The sequence below is a fragment of the Bacillus sp. JFL15 genome (assembly GCF_001184225.1).
Classification (GTDB): Bacteria; Bacillota; Bacilli; order Bacillales; family Bacillaceae; genus Bacillus; species Bacillus siamensis.
Window position 1 is genome coordinate 2,352,855 of record NZ_KQ236689.1, and the last position, 21,649, is coordinate 2,374,503.

Consider the following 21,649-nt stretch of genomic DNA (forward strand, 5'->3'; position numbering starts at 1 on the left):
AGATCACTAGATAACTTATGTGATATATTTAAGAAAAAAGAAGGGGGATGGGTAAAATGCTTCAATTTTTGCAAAAACTCGGAAAATCCTTTATGCTTCCGATTGCCGTTCTGCCCGCCGTGGGTATTATTTTGGCCATCGGCAGAGAGGATTTATTAAATATTCCGTTCATTTATGCGGCGGGGACAGCGGTATTTGATCATTTGCCGCTGATTTTTGCGATCGGAATCGCGATCGGGATCTCAAAAGACAGCAATGGGGCCGCCGCTCTGTCGGGAGCAATTTCCTATATTATGCTGGACGCGGCTGTAAAATCAATCAATTCGACAAATAATATGGCCGTTTTCGGAGGGATTATCGCGGGGTTAATTGCGGGATACACGTATAATCGCTTTAAGGATACGAAGCTGCCTGAATATCTCGGATTTTTCAGCGGGCGCAGGCTCGTTCCGATTGTAACGGCGCTGATTACCATTATTTTGGCCGGGATTTTCGGCTTTGTGTGGCCGCCGATTCAGTCGGTGATTACGTCATTCGGGGAATGGATGATCGGGCTCGGAGGCATCGGCGCCGGGATTTACGGGATTTTTAACCGGCTTTTAATTCCATTCGGTCTTCATCACGTGCTGAATAATATTTTTTGGTTCCAGTTTGGCGATTTTCACGGAAAAACGGGAGATCTGGCCCGCTTCTTTGCGAAGGATCCGACGGCCGGGACTTATATGACGGGATTCTTTCCGATTATGATGTTCGGGCTTCCGGCCGCTTGTCTGGCAATGATTGCCGCAGCTAAGCCAAGCAAGCGCAAAGCGACGGCCGGGATGATGATCGGCCTTGCGCTGACGGCATTTATTACCGGAATTACAGAACCGATTGAATTTGCATTTATGTTTTTATCACCGCTTCTGTACGGAGTTCATGCTTTATTAACCGGGTTCTCTTTATTTATCGTCAATATTCTCGGCATCAGGTCAGGCTTTTCGTTCTCAGCGGGGGCGATCGATTATATTCTCAGCTACGGTATTGCGGAAAAACCGCTTTTGCTGCTCGTTGTCGGGCTTTGTTATGCGGTAATCTATTTTGCCGTCTTCTACGTGCTCATCAAATCGTTAAACTTGAAGACGCCGGGACGGGAAGATGATGAGGAAGAGGAAGAAGTGCTTAGTGAGGATACGGCCGGTTCGGTTGAAGAACATGCCATGCTCAAGGGGCTCGGCGGCAGACAAAATCTCGAAACGATTGATCACTGTGCGACCCGCCTCAGACTGACCGTTCAGGATACATCCCTCATTAATGAGACGGCACTTAAAAAAGCGGGAGCAAAAGGGGTTATCAAAACGGGGAATAAAACGGCGCAGGTCATTATCGGGCCGAACGTCGAATTTGTCGCAGAAGAGCTGAAAGAGGCCGTCCGCCATGACGGTCAGAAGTAGACCGAAGCACGAATCATCTATGTGATCCGGGTTTTTTTGAACATATATCAAGTTTCACATAATGGACAAAAAACAACGTTTCCTCCTGTGGTAAGATTCATGTAGAACAAGTATGGAGATGATGTAAGGTGACGTGGATTGCAGTTGTTTCAATTGTTGTCATAAGCCTGATTAAGATTGTGCTGACATGCCTTCCTACCGGAGCGGTGGAATGGATTCTCCGAAAATTTGAAACCCATTCGAAGCTCAGTGACGCGTCCGCTGCCGTATCCCTCGGCGGAAAACGTCTGGAAGGCGAAGACAAACGCCGGGTGATTGATGATTTTAACGAAGCCGTATTTATCGAACGGCATTATATATACCCAGGTGATGAAGAGCGGTATCTTCATCCGCAGAATGGAGCCGACCCGCTTGTCATTAAGACGAGAAAAGGGAAAAAAGATATGACGGTATTTGTATACAGCTACGAAGATCATGTAGATGTCGTCAAACAGCAGAAAAAGAAAGTCGTCGCTTATTCGGTTCTTTCCGACAGCCTGCAAAAGCGCTCTATGGCCGCTGCCGGGAGCTGAACATAAAAAAGCCAGATCATTGATATGATCTGGCTTTTGTTTATTCTTTTTGATCATCTGCTGAAGAATCTTCACGCTTTGTATAATCGATTTTTGAAGGATCCACTTTCTTGAAGCCTTTCGGCTGATAGAAGCGAAGCAGATCTCCGTTGATGATTTTATCAGACATTTCAAGCTCAGTCTTGACGAGTGAGTCTTCTTTTTTGTCGACTTCTGAATCATCTAAAAGTCTTCCGGTTTTCGTATCGTAATACTTGCCGGATACTTTCGTGTAGTTCGGTGAGATAAAGTCGCCGTTACGGAACGGAATCACTTCTCTGTGCTCTTTCGATAAGATATCAGAACCTGACATGAGATAATCTTTCGTATCGACGCCGAGCAGATGGAGAACGGTCGGCGCGACATCGACATCGCCGGCAAATTTATGATTGCGGCCGCCCTTCACGCCTGGAGCGTGGATAAAGAGCGGAACCCGCTGAAGCTGGGCATTATCGTATTCATTGATCTCATCTTTGCCAAGCACTTTCGCCATCGCTTTATCATGGTTTTCAGAGATGCCGTAGTGGTCTCCGTACATCACAATAATCGATTTATCATACAGGCCGTCTTTTTTCAGGTCGTTAAAGAACTGTTCGATTGATTCATCCAGATAGTTCGCGGACTGGAAGTAGTTATTGACGACCGAATCGCCAAAGTCTCCCGCCGGGAAGTCCGTGTCTTCTTTATCCATCCCGAACGGGAAGTGGTTTGACAGCGTAATGAACTTCGTATAGAACGGCTGCGGCAGGCTCTTTAAGAGCGGCATGGATTCTTTGAAATACGGTTTGTCTTTCATGCCGTAGTTTTTCGTATTCTCTTCGCTCATGTCATAATAAGCAGAATCGAAAAACTTATCGATGCCTTCCGCTTTGTACATTTCGTTACGGTTCCAGAAAGTCTGCGTATTTCCGTGGAAAGCGGCAGACGTGTAGTTTTTGCCTTTTAAAATCGCAGGAACGGACTGCAGCGTGTTTTGCGCTTTATTGACGAAAACCGAACCTTGCGAGAGCGGGTACAGAGAGTTCTCCATCATAAATTCCGCATCTGATGTTTTACCTTGTCCCGTTTGGTGGAAAAAGTTATCAAAGTAGAATGTTTGATTGTCATGCGCCAGTTTGTTTAAAAACGGCGTCACTTCCTTGCCGTTAATTTTGTAATCAATGATGAAGGACTGCAGAGACTCTAATGAGACGTAGATGACGTTTTTTCCTTCGGCTTTTCCGAAGTAGACGTTGTTCGGCACGTCATAGTTGGCCTTCATATAGTTTTCCACATCCGTAACATCGCTTGAATCGGCAAGGGCGCGCTGGCTGTTTGACTTCACATTCTGCACGGCATCGTAAATCGTAAAGTTGTACGTGCCCAAGTATTTCACCAGATAGTTACGGTCAAATGAGCGTGTCAAAAGCTCAGGACGGTCGGTTTCCGCTACGGCGAGGTTGATCAGGAACACAAGCACGGCGGAAGCCAAAACGATTCTGAATGATTTCTTCGCCGGTTTTTCAGCCGGTTTTTTCATCTTAAGGGCCAAAATAATCAAAATGACGGTATCCAGGAAGTAGAAGACATCTGTCCATCTCATTAATGAGAACGCGCTGTCTCCGAGCTGGCCGCCGTTTGTTTTTGCCTGCATCATGACCGGGATGGTAATGAAATCATTAAAGAATCTATAATAGACGATGTTTGCATAAAGCAAAAAAGACAATAAAAAATGAATCACAATAATGGCTGTCTGCTGTAATTTTTTCTTGAAAAGAAGTCCAAATCCAAGAAAGAACAGGCCGGAGCTCAGCGGATTCACAAAAAGCAATATTTTCTGGATCGTGTTGTCTATGCCGAGGTTAAAGTTTAAAATATAAGCAGCATATGTTTTCACCCACAATAACACGACCGCTATCAAGAAGAAGGCAAGTCCTCTTTCTTTTATAAATGTTTTCATTGTTACACTCCTTTTTTCCGATCACGGTTTACACGGAACGATAGAAAAAACGAACGTAATCAATATACCATGAAACCAGCAAATAGAAAAGGTGGAAAAGGCTCATCGGAAAAAGGGAGAAAAACGCTGTCGCAACGGCGGTTTATCTGTTGAAAGCCGGCTATGAAAAATCCGAATGGAACAAAATGGGATCAGGATTTTTGTATGGATATGATCCGGTCTAATTGAAAAAAGGAGGTAACAAGTGATGGATATTGCCCATATCGTGGCTGAAGATAAAATCAAGCGCGCCATTAAGGACGGAGAATTCGCCGGCATCAAAGGCATGGGAAAGCCCCTGCCGAAAGACGATGCCGCACATCTTCCGGAGTCGCTCAGAATGGGCTACCGCCTGTTGAAAAATGCCGGGATCGCCGAGGATGAGGGCGCGCTGAAGAAAGAGCTGATGACGCTCGATTATTTGATCGCCAAGTGCCGCAATGAAACGGAGCTGGATCACCTGCGGAACAAACGGACGGAAAAACAAGTCAGACTCGACAAGCTGACGGAGGAGAGAGACATGTTCTCAGAACCCGCATCTTCTCATTATAAGGAGAAAGTGTACAGACGCCTGAACCGTCCGTAAACCGGTTCCTTATATTTTCTGCTGAAAAGGAATGTACTCCATAAGGCGCGGATAGGAAATGTGGAGCAGGCCGTTCATGCACTGCGCCTGCAGCAGATGGGGCTCAGCCGGTTCAGGAAGTTCAATCGTCTCATCAATTTCTCCGTAATACCGATTTTGGCAGATCCTCATGTCCTTTGGAAAAAGGGGAGTGATGTTTCCTTTTATATGCAGCCGCGTTCTTGACACCAGCCTCAATGTCAATTCTTCTTCGTAAACGCCGGGCATTTCCACAATGACAAATGTGTGCTGTTCATCCTGATAGATATCATAAACCAGGGTGTTTTTTTGTAAGGAGAAAAATTCTTCGGGAGATTTCCGTTTCAGGACATTGGTCCAAAAGTCGCTGGGCTTGTGCTCGTTCGTAATCTCAAGCCACTTTCTCATTTTTTCGATATCCACTTCAGCAAACCCCCCTTATATTTGATTTGCGATCGGCATTGACGGGTTGGCGATCTGATCCTGGTCGCTCACATCAGGGTCAAGATGGCCCGAATTCAAACATCCGGCGGCCGGTGAAAAGTCTCCTAAAGAAAAGTTCGCGCCGACAAATTTGCTGTTGGCGGTATGGCTGTTTTGTACGGTCTGACCGATATCGACGTTTCCGTTTTGGGTGGCTCCGTTTACTTTTATATTGACGACGTTAATTTGGTAAGGCATTCATAAAAACCCCTTTAATCTATAATGGGCGGCACCGGTGTAATATTTGCGGTATCTGCGGTTCCGATGGCTGTCTGGTCGTTTACATCAGGATCATTTAACAAGTTCTCCATCATCGATTCTATAGGTGACGTATCGCCGAATGAAGAGTTCAGTCCTTGTGATTTGTTGTTTGTGGTGGGACTGTTGTATGCCGCTTCCCCAATCGTAATAGATCCGTTGCCAGAAATACTGTTAATCTTCAGATAGTACAGGTTGATAACAGTGGATGGCATCTCTTCACACCTCTTTAACTTAGTTGTACAGTACTGTATGCTTTTTGCGCTCCTGTTGTGAATTTCGCCCGGATTCAGCCATATGGCAGTCGTGAAAAACCGTGTCTTTTTGGAGGACACCAGCTTCTTTCAGTAACGGAAAGCCGGCACAGGCTCGATACATTCCGTTTCGTCGGCTTTGCGAGAAGAGAAAAATAAAAACGGATTGCCGCGGCAGCCGTTTTTTTGTCAGTATCAAAATGAATACTATCCAACAAAAATGTGCGTACTGGTACTTTCAAAAATAATGGCTACAATAGTACATAACGAGATAAAAAGGAGAGATCATGATGTCAGATAAAAAACAGCAGATCATCGAAGCGTATCAATTCAGACACGCCACAAAGGAATTTGATCCTGAGAAAAAAATTTCAGAAAGCGATTTTGAATTCATTTTAGAAACGGGAAGACTGTCCCCAAGCTCACTCGGTTTGGAGCCTTGGAAATTTGTCGTCGTTCAAAACCCGGAGCTTCGTGAAAAACTCCGCGAGTTCACATGGGGCGCGCAAAAGCAGCTGCCGACTGCAAGCCACTTCGTACTTCTGCTTGCCCGGACGGCAAAGGATATCCGTTTTGACGCCGATTATGTCAAAAACCACTTGAAGGAAGTCAAAAAAATGCCGGAAGATATGTATGAAGGCTATATCAGCAAAACAGAAGATTTCCAGAAAAATGATTTCAATCTGCTTGAATCAGATCGAGCGCTGTTTGACTGGGCTTCAAAACAGACATACATCGCACTTGGCAATATGATGACAGCCGCGGCGCAGATCGGAATCGACTCTTGCCCTGTAGAAGGCTTCAACTACAAAGAAATCCACCGGATCCTTGAGGAAGAAGGACTTCTGGAAAACGGAAGTTTCGACATCTCTGTCATGGCCGCATTCGGTTACCGTGTCAGAGAACCGCGTCCGAAAACAAGATCTGCCGCAAAAGACGTTGTAAAGTGGGTATAAAATCAATAAAAAAAGCTGCCGGGATTTTCCCGGCAGCTTTTAACGTTTCGTCTGTTTCGCTAAAAAACAGGCGGTGATCCAGGACGTAACGGGAATGATGATGCCGATCCCGACGCCGGCGCAAAGAATGGTGACGGCTTCCGCGCTGAAGACTTTTGAGTTCACTATTTTTTCAGCAGAGTATGATAAGTCTTTAAACCAGATAATTAAAGCCAAATAGCTGCCGAAAAAAGCAAAGAATAACGTATTCGTATTCGTTCCTAAAATATCTCTCCCGATGCTTAAACCAAATTTGTACAGATCTTTTCGGCTCATGGACGGGTTGTAGCTGTAAATCTCTCTCATCGGTGATGTAATGGAGATCGCGACATCGGTAATTGCTCCTATCGTGCCCATAATGATCATAGCCGCGGTAACCTTCACAAAATCCACCCCGACAAAAAGTGTGAATATGCCGATATCACCCAGTTCTTCTTCACCAAACCCTTGAATCGAAGTCTGTTTCGTGACGGCCAGAATAAAAAACAGCATCAATACGATCGTCAGCATGGCAGAAATAAAGGCGGTTACGGTTTTGACGTTACCCCCGTTAATATAAAAAAGTGTAATGCTGCAAATCGCGGCGGAAGAGAGCAATGTTAAAACAATCGGATTGATGTGCGGGTCTGTCATTAAAATGATGGTGAGAAAGAGAACGCCGAAATTTAAAAATAGCGCAATAAAAGACCTCGCTCCCTTTTTACCGCCGATGAGAACCATCAATAGAAATAAAATCGCCGCAAGAATTACGATGACATTCATGAGCTTGCCTTCTTTCGTTTAATAAAAAAGACAGAAGCATACAGACTGGCGGGGATGGTTAATACAATTCCGATTCCCCCGGCCAATGCTCTGGCTATTTCCAAGGAAATGTTCATAGAAAGAGTGAATCCTATCGGGGAATCATTTTTCAAATACAAAAGCATCATCGGTATAGAGCCGCTGATATAAGCAAAAAACAGAATGTTGGTCATCGCCCCCATGATGTCTTTTCCGATCTCCATTCCGGAACGTTTGAGTGCTTGTAATGAGATACTCTTGTTTTCTTCATATAATCCAAAGACAGATGACGTCATGGTAATGGCCACATCCATGACCGCTCCCAGTGATCCGATAAATACTCCGGCCATGAACACCGTGTGATAAGGACGGGTTAAATACTGCATTTCTTCATATCTGAGACCTTTTTCTCCGGTTGCCGCCATCACCAAATACGTAATGAGCAGGGAGACAAAAGTGCCTGCGAGCGTCGCGGCTATGGCGGCATATGTTTTCGCGTGAAAACCGCTGACAAGCAGCAATGAAATGACAGTAAAGATGAGAATACAGATACCGCAGATGAAAATCAGCCCGATATTCGGGTGCTTTCGGTATAAATCTAATGCATAAGATAATAAAACAGCGTTAAACATCAGGCTGATGATCGAAAAGAAGCCTTGTTTTTTGCCGACGATCAGTAAGGTGAATATGAAAATCCAAGAAATCAGCAAAAGCTGTTTATCCCGTTTTTTATCTATAATGCTTCCGGATATATCCTTACTTGATGTTTTCCCTTTATCAATTGACACGAATACTTCATCGCCGGGCTGATATTTTTGATCATTCGCTCCGGATGAGGAATACTGATTGGACAAATGAATGAGCTTTCCTTTTTGACTGCCGTTTTCAAGTTTGGCTGTAATCGTCTGACTGAAAATCTTATCTTTGTTTTTGTGCATGTCCTGCACATCAGACTGGTGTTCCAATGCTGTTTTCGTCACTTTGGCCATCGGGCGCTCATAAAAAGAAGCGTTGTAATTGACGAAAATGAGCGAGCTGATACAGCAAAGCGCTGTTATCACGTAAAACAGCTTTATTTTGTAAGTCATGCTGTTTCGTTTGTTTTTTGTTATTTTCAAAAAAAGTCCTCCAAACAGGCCCCGCCGTGAAGTGTCAAGCTATGCAGCTGCTGCATAAATAACGCTCATATTTTATCATTCGGCCGTACCGCTGTCGATTCAGAAGGCGGACCGGGAAAAGCTCCCCTGACATCAGATCAGGAGAGCTTTTGGGAGAACCGCCCGAGAAAAGCGGCCTTTTTATGCTTCGTTCACTTTTTATGCTTCGTTCACTTTTTTTGCTTTTCTTCTTTGATACAGATACAGTGCCGTTCCGAGCGCGCTGATGAGAAACCCGGCAAGGAGGATGGAATACATCGCTGTGGCTGTATCAGGAAGCAGGCCGCCCGGCGATACTCCGTCCTGCGCTTGGCCGGATGAAGGGTTTTGGCCGTTTGGCTGCTTTCCGGAGCCGTGATCTCCGCTTGTCGGCGGCGAGCTCTTCGTGTTTGCGTTTAATATCGCGTATTCACTGAAATGATTGGTATAGCCCGTGACGAGATCGTGTGAAACCGATCCGTTGTCTGTTTTTGTATAGGCGTTCTTTTTCCGGTCTATGTGATAAATGCCCGGCTGTTTCGCCTTTTTCGTATTCTCAATGCGCATGGTAAGCTTTACAGGCGCTTTGAATGTTTTGATGTCTTTGTTTTTCTGCTTCATTGTAAAGTCGTATACGTTTGAAAGCGCGCCGCTAACTTTCTTTTTCGGCGTCACGCCGAACCGTGTCTCATCAGCTGCAGCGTTTGCCATCGGCATTTTCATGCTGAACTTGTCATGCAGGATCGTAAGGGAAGAATCAGATGTTCTGTCCTTTAACAGGCCGATCTGTTTTTTGGTTACGCTGAGATCAATCGGCTTTTTGGCGCCGTCATTCTTGTCGTAGTATACGATCGGTGTATTGGCGTTTTTGGCATAAGCCGCAAATGCGCTGTCATCTTCAAGCGTCCACGAGCCGTTCTTTTGCTTTGTCGGCAGGTATACTTCTTGCGCGCGGCCGTCAACTTTCGGTTCCACCGCTTTTCCCGCTTTTTCAAGCTGTTCGATGAAGACCTCATAGTCGACAAAGCCAAGGTCTTCTTTATGGGACGCTTCGTTAAAGACGGAATATCCGTCTCCGCCTTCGCCGACAAAATTACTGGTGGCGACTCTGTATGTTTTCTTATCAGAAATCGGCTTTACGCTGCCGTCATCCTGCACGGCCGCAGCTTGAAGAACGCGGTGTCCCGGCTTTTTATTCAGTGTAAACGTGTATGTTAAACCGGCAACTTGAGGGAAGGCGCCCCCTTGAGCCTCAATTCCGCTTAACCCTTGTTCCAGGGCTTGTTTGATCTGTTTCCCGGTTAAATCCGCGACGTAAAGCGTGTTGCCGAACGGCATCACATTCAGCACATCACCGAGTGTGATGTCTCCTTTATCAATGCCCGCGCGGATGCCGCCCCCGTTTGTGATCGCGATCTGGGCGCCGGCGGCTTCCTTCGCTTTTTGCAGCATGCCGTCCGCGATGAAGTTTCCGAGATTGGTTTCTTTAGAGCGGACATGCTCGCGCCGGCCGTCAAGCGCAACTTTCGTTGAGCCGACTTTTTCATTTTTAACGGAGATGAGCTCTTTTTTAAACGGATCAAGCTCTGTTTTCAGATCCGGATCTTCTTTCGTCTGCTCATTCACCGGCAGGGCTTGAAGAGAGGATTGTTCCGGCAGGACGACCCCGTTTTTGTCAAATGCGACATCCACCCGGCCTAAATATTCGCCGTATTCTTTTGCCTGGGCGACGATGGTCGGCTCTTCGTTTTTGACAATCTCCATTTTATCTACAAGCGTATGCGTATGTCCGCCGACGATTAAGTCGATGCCTTTTACTTTTTTGGCGAGAGCGAGATCACGCTGATGCCCGATATGGGTCAGGGCGATAATTTTATTGACATGTTCCTTGTTCTGTATCTCTTTTACCGTATCTTGTGCGGATTGGAAGGCATCATGAAAGACAATGCTTTTTCCCGGGCTTGATGTGACGGACGTATCTTCTGTCGTTAAGCCGAATACGGCCACTTTTTCTCCGTTTACATCAAGCAGAATGTATGGATAGATGCCTGCTTTTTTCTTTTTCCCTGCCGTAAAGGTGTCTGCTTTTTTCATGAATGGTCTGAGTTTTGACTCTTTGGACACATCGACATTTGAGCTGACGAGCGGAAAGTCAGGCGCTTGGAAATTGTATTTTCCGGACGGGTCAGCCGCGCTTCCGTTCCCGCTCAGGAAGCTGGCGAGAGCACCCGGGCCTTTATCAAATTCATGATTTCCGAAGGTCATTGCGTCGTAGCCCATGCTGTTCATCAATTTTAAATCAGCAAGCCCCTGCCACTTCGTAAAATAGAGATCGCCTGAGAAAACGTCTCCCGCATCAAGCAGAATGCTGCGGTCGGTTTCGCCTCTGATTTCTTTGATTTTCGTCATTCGCCTCGCCGCGTTATCAAGGTGGGCGTGCGTGTCGTTTGTATGCATAACGGTGAGCTTCCATGCGTCATCTTTCGGCGGATCTGTGCCCGGTTCATCATCTTTGAACTGGAGCTTGTACTGTCCGTAGCCGGCATTTTGTGATTTTCCGATATAGGCGACGTCATCTGCGCGGTCGGCAAACGGCTTTGCAGCCAAGGAGGATTCAAATGTCAGGTTCGTCCCTTTGACCGGAAGGATGGACCAGTTATGATCAGCCTGCGGATTAATTGTTTTCTGCTGGATGATGTAATCCATTAAGACCTGCCTGTTTTCATCGGCTGATGAGTATACGATTTTATCATTGCTTAAGTGAGGAAATCCTCCGCCTCCTGAAGCGCGGTAATTATTTGTGACGATCAGAAATTCCTGCTTGGCGCTGACGGGCTTTCCTTGGTAAGAAAGGTTGACGATCCGGCTTGCATCGGGATGAATGACTGTTCCGTTTTCGTTGTATTTCGCCGGTTTAGTGACATCGACCTGATAGGTGACGCCGTCAATGACATCAAAATTGTATGAGCGGTAGGCGTCATTTAAAAGCGCTTGGCTGCCGCCTTTTGCCTGATCGATCTGATTAAATTGCCCTGCGGACATTTCAAGCCAGTCTTTCACTTCGCTGCCGTTCAGCTTGACGATCTGTACCGTGTTGTCATACAGGTATAAATCGCCGATATTTTTGATGGCGAGGTCACCTGCGGAAATGTTTGTATAGTAGTTTGAACCGTTCCGCCCGCCGGCTTTAAACGGAGCGCCCGCCGAGAGGATTGGCAGATCTTTATATTCCGTATCTTTCATCTTATTTTCGGCGTACCATTTTTGCGCATCCGTCACGATTTGAATGGACGGATCATCTTTGACTTGGGCGAAAAAACTGTTGATATCGGCTTTTGTCTGGCCGACGGGTTCTCTGATGTATTGCAGTGTGCTTTCATGCGCTTTTTTGACGGTATTGACGACGGTTTCGTTTTCCGAAGTCACATTGCCGGCAATCGGCTCGATCCTGCCTTTCCCACTTTCCACATGCCATGCGCCGTCTGTTTTTGCAAGCCGGAGGTCGATGACGCCCGCATATTTGCCCCAGCTGCTTGACATGACAACGGGGATGCCGTTAATGGTGCCTTTATCGACGTCGAATTGATCAGCGCCTTTGTATTCAGCATCGGGGAACAGACCGTGCTGATGGCCTGATACGATCGCGTCAATTCCGCTGACTTTCGTTGCCAGATCAAAAACGGCATTTTCCGCACCGGAGGACTGTGCTTTTTTTTCGATGCCGCTGTGGGCGAGGGCGATGACGATATCAGCACCTTCAGCTTTCATTTTCGGAACGGTTTTCTTCGCGGATTCCACAATGTCCTCGACTTGAACGCGTCCTTCAAGATTTTTTTTATCCCACGTCATGATTTGGGGAGGGACAAAGCCGATGTAGCCGACTTTTAGCTGGTGTTTTCCGCCGTTTTCATCCGTGACGGTTTTGTTTTTTATGACATAAGGCGTATAACGGTTTTCACCGCTCAATGTTTTCACATTGGCGTTGACGATCGGATAATCAGCGCCTTTCATCGTCCCGTCCAGAAAATCCAGCCCGTAATTAAATTCATGATTGCCGAGTGTTCCTGCGTCATAGTGCAGACTATTCATCACTTCAATAATCGGATGGGTCTTTGCGCCTGAAATGATCTCGTTTTTCTGATATTTTACAGCGTATTCTCCGAGGGGATTCCCCTGAATCAGGTCTCCGTTATCGACAAGCAGCGTATTCGGATTTTCGCTTCTGTGTTTCGCAATGAGCTGAGCCGTTCGGGCCAGCCCGAATTCCGTTGTCGGTTTGTCGCTGTAGTAATCGTAGTCCATCATATTGGCGTGAACGTCAGTTGTCGCTAAAATGCTGAGATTCACACTGGAGGATTTGTTTTCTTCTGCTTTAATGGGTGTGATTGGGAGGATTAGACTAAGTATCATAACTAGGGGCAGCAGAATACGGAGAGTCTTATTGACGCTGCATCGTCTTTTCTGTATTCTCACCTGTTCTCCACCTTTCAACAAATTTTGTCATGCAGTACCATTGTAAGAATATTTTGTGAAAGTTTATATAGATTTCATGATGATTCTTGTAAAAAGAAGAAAAATGAGGATAATGACCTATGTAAAACGAATGGGCGGCAAATGAGTCTTTTATGTTTGATGTTAGTGTGGCTGGGGTACATGGATTTATGTAGACTTCATCAAGCAGGAGGTAGTAACTATGGGTAAAAAAATTGCAGTTGTATTAACGGATTATTTTGAGGACGTCGAATATACGGAACCTGCGAAAGCTTTTAAAGATGCGGGTCATGAATTAACAGTGATTGAACAGGAAAAAGGAAAAACAGTCAAAGGCAAACAAGGGGAAGCGGAAGTGAAAGTGGATGCGTCCATCGATGATGTGAATCCGAAAGACTTTGACGCATTGCTGATCCCGGGCGGATTCTCACCTGACATGCTGCGTGCGGATGACCGTTTCGTCAAATTTGCCAAAGCGTTTATGGATGATAAAAAACCGGTTTTCGCCATCTGTCACGGCCCTCAGCTTCTCATCAACGCGAAAGCATTGGACGGGCGCAAAGCGACAGGATTTACATCCATCCGTATTGACATGGAAAACGCAGGCGCAAATGTGGTGGATGAAGAAGTCGTCGTCTGCCAGAACCAGCTGGTCACAAGCCGCACACCGGATGACATTCCGGCATTCAACCGCGAATCATTAAAACTGCTTGCATAATAAAAAGCGGAGCGCCGTATCAGGCGTTCCGCTTTTTTTGTGAAGATTCACGAATGACCAGCTCAGGCGCCAGAATAATGCGCTGTTTTTGGTGCTGGGAATTGGTGATTTTATGATGCAGCAATTGAGCCGCTTCTTTTCCCGACTGCCGCGGAAAAGAAGAAACGGTTGTAAGCGGGGGATAAGAAATTTCAGCTTCCGGCACGTTGTCAAAGCCGACAATGTCAATATCTTCGCCCGGGATGAGTCCTGCTTTTCTGATCCCTTGCATGACGCCGAACGCGACCAAATCACTGAAGCAGAAAATCGCGGCCGGGTGCTCAGGCCGGCGGAGCAGCTCCATCACTGCCTCATAGCCTGCCTCGCGGGTCGGCGCGCTGTCAATCACAAATTCATTTTTCACTTCAAGATCCGCTTCACGGAGCGCTTTTTTAAAACCTTTCATCCGTTTCGTCCATGTTGATGAGTGCTTCACGCCGCCCAGAAACGCAATCTCCTGGTGCCCTTTCTCAATGAGGTGGCGCACTGCCTTATAGGTGCCTTCCTCATAGTCAGCTCCGACAAAATCACAGTCCGCATCGGCAATCTCCCTGACGGCGAGCACGACCGGAATATCAAGCTGCTCAAGGCGGGAAAGTGTTTCCTCAGCTGTGCCTGAAACCGGGCATAAAATCAATCCGCCGACCCTGTGTTCCAGCATGGTCGAGATCAGCTGCTCCTGCTTGGCGACGGAATCAAATGTCGTGCCTAAGAGCACTGTTAATCCGACTTCCTCGAGTGTATTCTGCACGCCGATCAGAAACTCTGAGAAAAACGTATTGGAAATGTCAGTGATAATCAATCCTACCGTTGTGGACGTCTGTGATCGTAAATTCGCTGCGACCCGATCATATACGTACCCAAGCTCCCGCATGGATTGAAGCACTTTCTCACGGGTTGCTTCGGAAATTCGCGGATTATTGCGGACGATTAATGAGGCGGTGGATGTTGAGACGCCGGCATGCTCAGCGACCTGCTGCAATGTCACCCGGCGTTTTTTTTGCTGTTTCATACGTCGCATTCCTCACTTGGTTATTATTCGTTACCTCCATTATAAGCGTTTTGGCGCGTGAGAAGAAAGAGAGAGGGGGAGAAAAAGATAAAGCGCCGGAAGACGGATTGTCCTTCGGCGCTTCTGTCACAATAAATTATTCAAACATCTGCTCTTTAATATACTGAACCGGCATTTCATGGCCTGTCCAATATTCAAACGCCATGGCGCCCTGCCAAAGCATCATGCCGAGGCCGTTAATGGTCTGGCAGCCGGCCGCTTGAGCCTGTTCAAGCAATTTCGACGTAACGGGGTTGTAAACAACGTCTGTCACAATCAAATCCGGACGGAGCATGGATGTGTCTTCAATGACGCTCAAGCCTTCAAGCGGTTTCATGCCGACACCCGTTCCGTTTGTGAAAATATCGCTTGAAGCGATTTCAGCACGCAGCGCATCTTGATCTTCGAGCGGGAAAAGATTCGCTTTACAAGAAGAGCCCTTCATTTCTTCATTGATGATGCGGACATTCTCTTCCGCTTTTTCGAAAAACGCGTCATTGCGGGCGAAAATTGAGATTTCGCCGAGGCCTTCCAATGCGGATTGAATCGCAATCGGAGTAGCGGCTCCGCCGGAACCGACCAGCGTCATTTTTTTGCCTGTGATGTCGATGCCGTGTTCTTTTAGGTTGCGGACGTATCCCATACCGTCAGTGGAGTGTCCGATCAATTTTCCGTTCTCATTCACCACTGTATTCACCGCACCGGTGAATTTCGCTGAATCCGCGAGTTCATCGAGGTAAGGCAGAATGTTCATCTTATTCGGCATCGAGACATTGAAACCTCTGACGTTTAAGGCGCGCATTCCCGTCACCACATCTTCAAGCTGTTCATTGCCGACTTCAAATGCGAGGTAAGCGTAGTTCAGCCCTAATTTTTTGAACGCCAGGTTGTGCATCGTCGGAGATAAAGAGTGTCCGATCGGTGTCGCGAATAATCCGATAAGCTGAGTTTTTCCGTTAATCCGTCCTAAATCTTTCTTCATGATGTATTCCTCCGTTAGTCCATTCATTTGTTTTTCATTCCGCTTGAGGGAAGAAAAACGCTGGTTACATATTTTTATTTAAAATGCTGAGTACATTTCGCAATTCAGCAACGGGAATCTGTCCGGGCGCAGATGCTTCTTTGCCCGCGCCGAACGTACACGCCGAGCCGAAGACTTCCCCGGCCAGGCGGCTGATCAGGCCCGTTCCCGCCATTGACATCGTGATGATCGGCCGGTCTGCGTATTGTGTTTTCATCGTGTGAGTGGCATCCAATAAGACGAAAACATCTTCAGTGCTTTGCGGCATCACCGCGATTTTCGGAATGTGCGCGCCGTACGCCTGCATTTTCCGCAGCCGGGAGATGATTTCTTCTTTTTTTGGTGTCTGATGAAAATCATGATTGGACATGACGACATATACGCCGTTGTCTTCAGCAGTTTTCACAATTGATTTGACTTCCGCTTCTCCCGTAAACAATTCAACGTCTACAAGGTCAATGTGTGTTGTTTCAATTACGGTTTTAAGCAATTCAATGTAAAGGCGGACGTCAAGAACTTTATTTCCGCCTTCTTTATGGGTTCTGAATGTAAAAAGCAGCGGTGTTGCGCCTGCGGCTTTCCGCACCTTTTCAAGCATGCCTTTTACGGCGTCCGGGCTCTCAACGTGCTCATATACATCCGCCCGCCACTCAATGATGTCCGGGTTAAGCCTGTTGACGGCTTCAATTTCTTCAAGGAGTTCTTTCTCTCGGGCTGCCATCAGCGGCACAATGATCTTCGGAAGTCCTTCGCCGATGACCGTGTTTCTGATTGTAATAGATTGCATGATATGTTCTCTCCCTTTAAAAAATAGTCAGGCTTTCATCACTTGCTTAAAACGGATACCGATAAACAATGCGAGGAGGGCGCTGACGGCCGCAATTCCGATATCAAGCAGAAAAACAGGGGTCAGGCCGGCCGTTTTGGATATCGCTCCCGTTACAAGCGGAATGACAATAAAAGATAAGCTTGATGCTATATTAACAAAAGATGTGATGGTTCCTTTATTTTTAGGGAATAAAACAGCCATAACCGTCATCGCCAATTGCAGAATGCCCGCGGTTGAAAGTCCGATGACGAAGGAACTGATGACCGATACGGCCGGCTGCTGAATGAAAATCAGAGCAAGCAGCGCGATTCCCGCGATCACCGGGTACAGCACCATTACCGTAATCGGCTGAATCACTCTGTTTAACAGCACAGCCAGCAATAACACGGACACAAGCGCCCCTATGCTGTAATAGCTCAACAATTTGACGGCCTGCACTTCGGGCATGCCCAAAACAGATTGACCGAACTTAGGAAGCCATACTTGAACGAGCATAAACAGCGCCGTTGATGAAAAGCCTAACAAAATAATGGCAAGGCCTTCGCGCCATATCGACGGCTGTGATCTGAACGTGTCATCAGACGGAGAAGCATCCGTCCGGCCGCCGTCATCTTTTTGTTTATGATTCGGGAACGGAACTTTCAACAGGAAAAAGCCGTTCAGGAAGAAAATGATGCCGGGCACGAAAAACGTCCACCCGTAAAACAAATGCCTGTCCGCAATAAATGCGATAAAAAACGGAAGCACCGTCGCGCCGATGGATACAAACGCTTTGATTAACACGGTTGCAGAGCTTGCGTTTTTCGGAAATCCTTCAATAAGCGCCGGATATGTGCCGGAATCCAAAAATGAATTGGCGATCCCTGCGAAAATAGCAAAGATAAACGCTTCCGTATAGTTTGTCGAAAGCGGAATCCCGATTAAGAAAATCAGATACAGAAATGCGCCCGCCACGATAAACGGCCGTCTCCCGAATGTATCCGAAAGCTTCCCGGCAAACAGAAGCGAGATCAGCTTCCCGATCCCGATGGCGGAGACCAAATAGCTGACCCCGGCTGCGGATGTATGAAGCTGTTTTGATAATGCTTCCATATTCGATGCGATAATAATATTGATCATGCCCAGCAGGAAATAGTTGATATAAAGACCCGCTGCCATTTTGGTGTATATGTTTTTCATGATGACATCCCCTAATGCGGTTATTAAAGTTAAATTATTTTTTAAATTGATAAACGCACAGAACCATTCCCCTTTATTGAACCACTGCCTTTCTTTAAAAACTGGTTTGATAAAACGGCTGCAGGTATACTTGATTAACACTGATAAGACAGCAAGTATATCGTTCTACTAAATAAAAACAAATTAGCGGCCCGCTCTTTTAGTATATCGTTCTACCAAGTTCACAGTTACTATACGCCTTCTTTTTAATTGTGTCAAACCGATGAACTTTTATTTTTTACTTTTTTAAATCAAAAAAGCCCCGCTGTTTTTCGGCGGGGCTGACACGGGTTTATTTTCTGAGAGAGGCGAGCTCCTCAGCAATGGCCTGCATTTCACTCGGACTGAATGATGCTTTTTTCATGACCATTTGATGAAGGTATGTAAGATCTTCTATTTTTTCATCACTGAAATCTTCCGCTCTGATGACGCCGACATTGAGCATGTTGAGCTTCTGCGAAATGTCTTCAATCATTTTGTTTAACGTTTCTGTTTGTTGGCTCGGCAAATTCATGCATCCTTTCATGACCGTTTTCGTACCCTTTATTCTAACAGAATTCATTTAGAATAAAAGCTTATTTCCACAGCCGCAGAAAAATTGCTAAGATGTTGATAAGGTTTTTGATCCTCAAAATGCGGGGAAAGAATAGGGAGGTTATCGATATGATACATGTGCTGTTTGTCTGTCTGGGAAATATTTGCCGTTCGCCTATGGCAGAGGCGGTATTTTCTGATATGGTGAAGAAAAACGGGCTGAACGGGCAGATTAACATTGATTCAGCGGGAATCGGCGCCTGGCATGCGGGAAATCCGCCGCATGAGGGAACGGAGCAGATCCTTAAAGAGAAAGGGATCAGCACAAGCGGTATCACGGCGAGACAGGTCCGTGAGTCTGATCTGACCGATTTTGATTACGTCATTGCGATGGATGCTGAAAATATCGGGCATCTGCGCAGCATGGCCGGTTATAAAAAAGCGGCGCCGCGTATCGCAAGGCTGCTTGATTATGTACCGGAGTCGGATCTTGCGGACGTGCCTGATCCGTATTATACCGGGAATTTCAGCGAAGTGTACGCTCTGATCGAGTCCGGGTGCCGTCATTTGCTGGAAACAATAAAGAAAGACCATCATTTATAAGGGGGATTGACCGATGAAGCAGACACGCATCATGGCAAAAGCGATTCTGATCGGCGCTGCCGCCGGCGGAGCACTTTCTTTATTACATAAGCCGACAAGAGAGGCATGTTTCCGGAACATGGACGCGTGCAGGCGGCGTGCGGCATTTTACCGGAATAATCCCGAAGCCTTGAAACAGCAGGCTTCTGCAAAACTGGATCAAGTGAAAAGCATCGCCAATACCGTATCGGACGATCTGAGTTTTTTAAACGGACAGATCACCAAGCTGAAGCAGACGACGCCGCAGGTCATTGACCTGTTAAAAGAGACGAAGGAGCATTTTTCGAAAAACGATCATTGAGGTGGGATGTCATGAGTTTTATAAAGGAGCTGTTTGCAAGATTTTCTCTGCATGAAGGACAAAGTAAATCGGCGGAGCTGGCGTATTTTTTTCTTCTGTCATTGTTTCCGTTAATGATTTTCATGCTGACGCTCACGGCCTATCTTCCCATATCGGCAGAAGACGTGCTCGGCGCAGTCGATCAATACGCGCCTGACAGCGCAATGTCCATGGTGAAATCCATTACGGAGCAAACGCTGAACAAACGCAGCGGCGGCCTTTTGTCATTCGGGATTATCGCCGTCATCTGGTCGGCTTCTAACGGTATGAACGCGATTGTCAGAGCATTTAACCATGCCTACGAAGTCGAGGAAAACCGCTCATTTATCATCATTCGCCTGACCTCAATTTTTTTAACCATCGCGATGGTGGTTACGATTTTAATCGCACTGCTTCTGCCGGTATTCGGCAGAGAAATCGGACTGCTGGCCGCGGATTTTATCGGCGCCTCCGGCCTATTTTTGCAGGTGTGGTCGGTTGTCCGCTGGGGTATCAGTCCGCTTATCCTTTTAATCGTCTTTACCGCGCTTTACATTTTCGCGCCGAATAAAAGGCTTTCCCTCCGTTTTGTGCTGCCGGGAGCCGTATTTGCGGCAGCCGGCTGGATTATCGTCAGTATGCTGTTCTCATTTTACGTCGGCACCTTTGCCAACTACAGCGCCACATACGGGAGCATCGGGGGAATTATCGTCCTTATGATCTGGTTTTACCTTACGGGAACCCTGCTGATTTTAGGAGGAGAAATCAACGCGCTTTTACATAAACGTAAAAAGCTTCCTGATGAAAATCCGTACCGCGAGAGCAAGCTATAGAGGAACGGATGACGTTCAAGCTGAAAAACGGAGGGGAATCGGCTATGACCAAGCATACGAAAAAAGGCGGAAGCCATAATAAACAAAACTCAAAAAACGGCCCGAAGAATAAAACAAGCGGAAGCGCCAACGGGCAGAACGGATACCACTAGAAAAAAGCCGCCTGGCCTAAATCAGGCGGCTTTTTATGAGGCGGGAAAAGAATGGGATTCGGATGCGGCGCTGTGCTTTGTTTTCCCGAAGACGAGCGCAAGCCAAATACAGACCAGGATCACTGTAATAAAGTAAAACAAATTGGCGCTTTCAAACCGCTGCATATACCAGCCGCCCGCCACCGGCCCGATCATGCTGCCGAGGCTGAACGAAATCCCGCAGAGCAGATTGCCCGCCGGAAGAAGATGGGACGGCAGCAAGTCGCTCATATAGCTGATGCCGAGGGAAAACATACTGCCGACCGCCATCCCTGCCATGAAAAAGCAGCCGCCGATGACAGAAGGCGACGGAAACAATCCGGCCGTCAAAAAGCAAAGGGCACCCGTTAATAAGATGACGAGCAGGACACGTTTTCTCCCGAATCGATCGCTTAATAAACCGAGAGGGAACTGGAATACAATACCTCCGATGGCGAAAGCGGGCAATATCAGCGCGACGGCATCAACGGATATGCCTAAGCGCAGGGCGTACACGGGAAAACTCCCGTTCAGCGCCGTTTCTAAAAAACCGTAGCCGAAAGCCGGGAGAAAAGCGACCCAGCCGAAAAGAAGGGCGCGGTAAAACCGTTTTGCGCTGTTGTCCCCGGATGTTTCATCCGGACCTTGCGCCGGGTACTCGTTACGTAAGGCAAACACAAACAGCCAGGCGGCAAGACTGATACAGCCGGATACGATAAACGGAAGGGACGGACTTGTTTTCACAAGAGGGACCATGAACGGGCCGACAGCGAATCCAAGCCCGAAGGACAGTCCGTACAGCGAAATGTTTCTTCCTCTGTTTTGGGGCGTTGACTTGGAAGTCACCCACGTTTGGGTGGAAAAATGCAGCATATGATCCCCGATTCCGATCAGCAGCCGAAGAAAAAACCATAACCATATGGATTGAAGCCAAATAAAACTGAATAAGCTGATGATGACAAGAAATCCGCCCGCGACCATCAGAGGTTTGAATCCGAGCTTTCTCAGCGGCGCTTCCATAAATGGCGACGCGAGAAGCACGCCGATATACAAGCCTGTTGCGTGAAGGCCGTTTATGGCGGCTGATTCTCCGTTCGTTTCAAAAATGACGGAAATCACCGGCAAAAGCATGCCTTGGGAAAAACCGGAGATGGAAACAAGCAGAACCAAAATAAAGAAGTGCAGTCGTGACATCGCGTATTTTCTCCTTCTTCAGTATCTTTCTTGATCGTACACGGATTTTTCGCGTCCG

The 21,649-nt window shown here is 46.9% G+C and carries 21 protein-coding genes and 1 pseudogene; 9 read left to right on the forward strand and 13 right to left on the reverse strand.

Features of this window, described 5'->3' with window-relative positions; all coding sequences use genetic code 11:
- Positions 1-56 precede the first annotated feature (56 nt).
- Both nagE and AD710_RS11745 read left to right on the forward strand, forming a co-directional pair.
- Positions 57-1,433, forward strand: coding sequence for an N-acetylglucosamine-specific PTS transporter subunit IIBC (gene nagE, locus AD710_RS11740; protein ID WP_049628092.1), 1,377 nt, complete (start codon positions 57-59; stop codon positions 1,431-1,433).
- A 128-nt stretch (positions 1,434-1,561) separates the two neighbouring features.
- Entirely contained in the window at positions 1,562-2,005 is a 444-nt protein-coding gene (locus AD710_RS11745) for a YfmQ family protein (protein WP_032870670.1), read from the forward strand.
- A gap of 40 nt (positions 2,006-2,045) precedes the next feature.
- Here AD710_RS11745 and AD710_RS11750 read toward each other — a convergent pair whose 3' ends face one another.
- Complete coding sequence (locus tag AD710_RS11750) at positions 2,046-3,983, reverse strand: lipoteichoic acid synthase (RefSeq protein ID WP_049628093.1); 1,938 nt, start codon at positions 3,981-3,983, stop codon at positions 2,046-2,048.
- Positions 3,984-4,230: 247 nt separating this feature from the next.
- Between AD710_RS11750 and AD710_RS11755 the strand changes: the two genes are divergently transcribed.
- On the forward strand, positions 4,231-4,608 hold the full coding sequence (locus AD710_RS11755; protein ID WP_047476476.1) for a DnaJ family domain-containing protein: 378 nt from the start codon (positions 4,231-4,233) through the stop codon (positions 4,606-4,608).
- A gap of 9 nt (positions 4,609-4,617) precedes the next feature.
- On the opposite strand, the gene AD710_RS11760 is transcribed toward AD710_RS11755, so the two are convergent.
- The 3 genes from AD710_RS11760 to AD710_RS11770 are packed head-to-tail and all read right to left on the reverse strand — an operon-like array spanning position 4,618 to position 5,582.
- On the reverse strand, positions 4,618-5,049 hold the full coding sequence (locus AD710_RS11760) for an Hsp20/alpha crystallin family protein (RefSeq protein WP_049628094.1): 432 nt from the start codon (positions 5,047-5,049) through the stop codon (positions 4,618-4,620).
- 15 nt (positions 5,050-5,064) lie between these two features.
- Positions 5,065-5,307: a spore germination protein gene (locus tag AD710_RS11765; RefSeq protein WP_003155595.1), complete on the reverse strand. Its 243-nt coding sequence runs from the start codon at positions 5,305-5,307 to the stop codon at positions 5,065-5,067.
- A 14-nt stretch (positions 5,308-5,321) separates the two neighbouring features.
- Complete coding sequence (locus AD710_RS11770; RefSeq protein WP_007408496.1) at positions 5,322-5,582, reverse strand: spore germination protein; 261 nt, start codon at positions 5,580-5,582, stop codon at positions 5,322-5,324.
- Positions 5,583-5,652: 70 nt separating this feature from the next.
- On the opposite strand from AD710_RS11770, the pseudogene AD710_RS19190 reads away from it, so the two are divergent.
- Both AD710_RS19190 and AD710_RS11775 read left to right on the forward strand, forming a co-directional pair.
- Positions 5,653-5,780: pseudogene (locus tag AD710_RS19190) on the forward strand (trehalose operon repressor); the annotation flags it as partial.
- Positions 5,781-5,911: 131 nt separating this feature from the next.
- Positions 5,912-6,577: an NAD(P)H-dependent oxidoreductase gene (locus AD710_RS11775; protein ID WP_016936776.1), complete on the forward strand. Its 666-nt coding sequence runs from the start codon at positions 5,912-5,914 to the stop codon at positions 6,575-6,577.
- A gap of 39 nt (positions 6,578-6,616) precedes the next feature.
- Here the strand turns inward: AD710_RS11775 and AD710_RS11780 are convergent, their stop codons facing one another.
- The 3 genes from AD710_RS11780 to AD710_RS11790 form a co-directional block, all read right to left on the reverse strand.
- The gene (locus AD710_RS11780; RefSeq protein ID WP_047476487.1) at positions 6,617-7,378 is read right to left on the reverse strand and encodes a YibE/F family protein; all 762 of its coding nucleotides are present in this window, start codon (positions 7,376-7,378) and stop codon (positions 6,617-6,619) included.
- On the reverse strand, positions 7,375-8,514 hold the full coding sequence (locus tag AD710_RS11785) for a YibE/F family protein (RefSeq protein ID WP_049628095.1): 1,140 nt from the start codon (positions 8,512-8,514) through the stop codon (positions 7,375-7,377). Before AD710_RS11785 ends, AD710_RS11780 begins: the two co-directional genes overlap by 4 nt.
- Before the next feature lie 198 nt (positions 8,515-8,712).
- Entirely contained in the window at positions 8,713-13,005 is a 4,293-nt protein-coding gene (locus AD710_RS11790; RefSeq protein WP_156187167.1) for a multifunctional 2',3'-cyclic-nucleotide 2'-phosphodiesterase/3'-nucleotidase/5'-nucleotidase, read from the reverse strand.
- A gap of 220 nt (positions 13,006-13,225) precedes the next feature.
- Here AD710_RS11790 and AD710_RS11795 point away from each other — a divergent pair, with 220 nt between their 5' ends.
- Positions 13,226-13,741 (forward strand): type 1 glutamine amidotransferase domain-containing protein, encoded by a 516-nt coding sequence (locus AD710_RS11795; RefSeq protein WP_016936772.1) that lies wholly within the window; start codon positions 13,226-13,228, stop codon positions 13,739-13,741.
- 19 nt (positions 13,742-13,760) lie between these two features.
- Here AD710_RS11795 and AD710_RS11800 read toward each other — a convergent pair whose 3' ends face one another.
- The 5 genes from AD710_RS11800 to AD710_RS11820 form a co-directional block, all read right to left on the reverse strand.
- The gene (locus AD710_RS11800; protein ID WP_049628096.1) at positions 13,761-14,792 is read right to left on the reverse strand and encodes a LacI family DNA-binding transcriptional regulator; all 1,032 of its coding nucleotides are present in this window, start codon (positions 14,790-14,792) and stop codon (positions 13,761-13,763) included.
- 136 nt (positions 14,793-14,928) lie between these two features.
- A complete protein-coding gene (locus AD710_RS11805; protein ID WP_049628097.1) occupies positions 14,929-15,813 on the reverse strand; it encodes a shikimate dehydrogenase in 885 nt (294 codons plus the stop codon).
- Positions 15,814-15,877: 64 nt separating this feature from the next.
- Positions 15,878-16,639, reverse strand: coding sequence for a type I 3-dehydroquinate dehydratase (aroD, locus tag AD710_RS11810; protein WP_049628098.1), 762 nt, complete (start codon positions 16,637-16,639; stop codon positions 15,878-15,880).
- 27 nt (positions 16,640-16,666) lie between these two features.
- Positions 16,667-17,860, reverse strand: a complete 1,194-nt coding sequence (locus AD710_RS11815) for an MFS transporter (protein WP_049628099.1) — start codon at positions 17,858-17,860, stop codon at positions 16,667-16,669.
- A 331-nt stretch (positions 17,861-18,191) separates the two neighbouring features.
- Positions 18,192-18,407, reverse strand: coding sequence for a DUF1128 domain-containing protein (locus AD710_RS11820; RefSeq protein ID WP_003155571.1), 216 nt, complete (start codon positions 18,405-18,407; stop codon positions 18,192-18,194).
- 155 nt (positions 18,408-18,562) lie between these two features.
- On the opposite strand from AD710_RS11820, the gene AD710_RS11825 reads away from it, so the two are divergent.
- The 3 genes from AD710_RS11825 to AD710_RS11835 are packed head-to-tail and all read left to right on the forward strand — an operon-like array spanning position 18,563 to position 20,227.
- Complete coding sequence (locus tag AD710_RS11825) at positions 18,563-19,036, forward strand: low molecular weight protein-tyrosine-phosphatase (protein WP_016936767.1); 474 nt, start codon at positions 18,563-18,565, stop codon at positions 19,034-19,036.
- Between the two features lie 13 nt (positions 19,037-19,049).
- Positions 19,050-19,376, forward strand: coding sequence for a hypothetical protein (locus AD710_RS11830; RefSeq protein ID WP_049628100.1), 327 nt, complete (start codon positions 19,050-19,052; stop codon positions 19,374-19,376).
- A gap of 11 nt (positions 19,377-19,387) precedes the next feature.
- Entirely contained in the window at positions 19,388-20,227 is an 840-nt protein-coding gene (locus AD710_RS11835; protein WP_049628101.1) for a YihY family inner membrane protein, read from the forward strand.
- 185 nt (positions 20,228-20,412) lie between these two features.
- On the opposite strand, the gene AD710_RS11840 is transcribed toward AD710_RS11835, so the two are convergent.
- Positions 20,413-21,591, reverse strand: a complete 1,179-nt coding sequence (locus AD710_RS11840) for an MFS transporter (protein ID WP_016936763.1) — start codon at positions 21,589-21,591, stop codon at positions 20,413-20,415.
- Positions 21,592-21,649 lie beyond the last annotated feature (58 nt).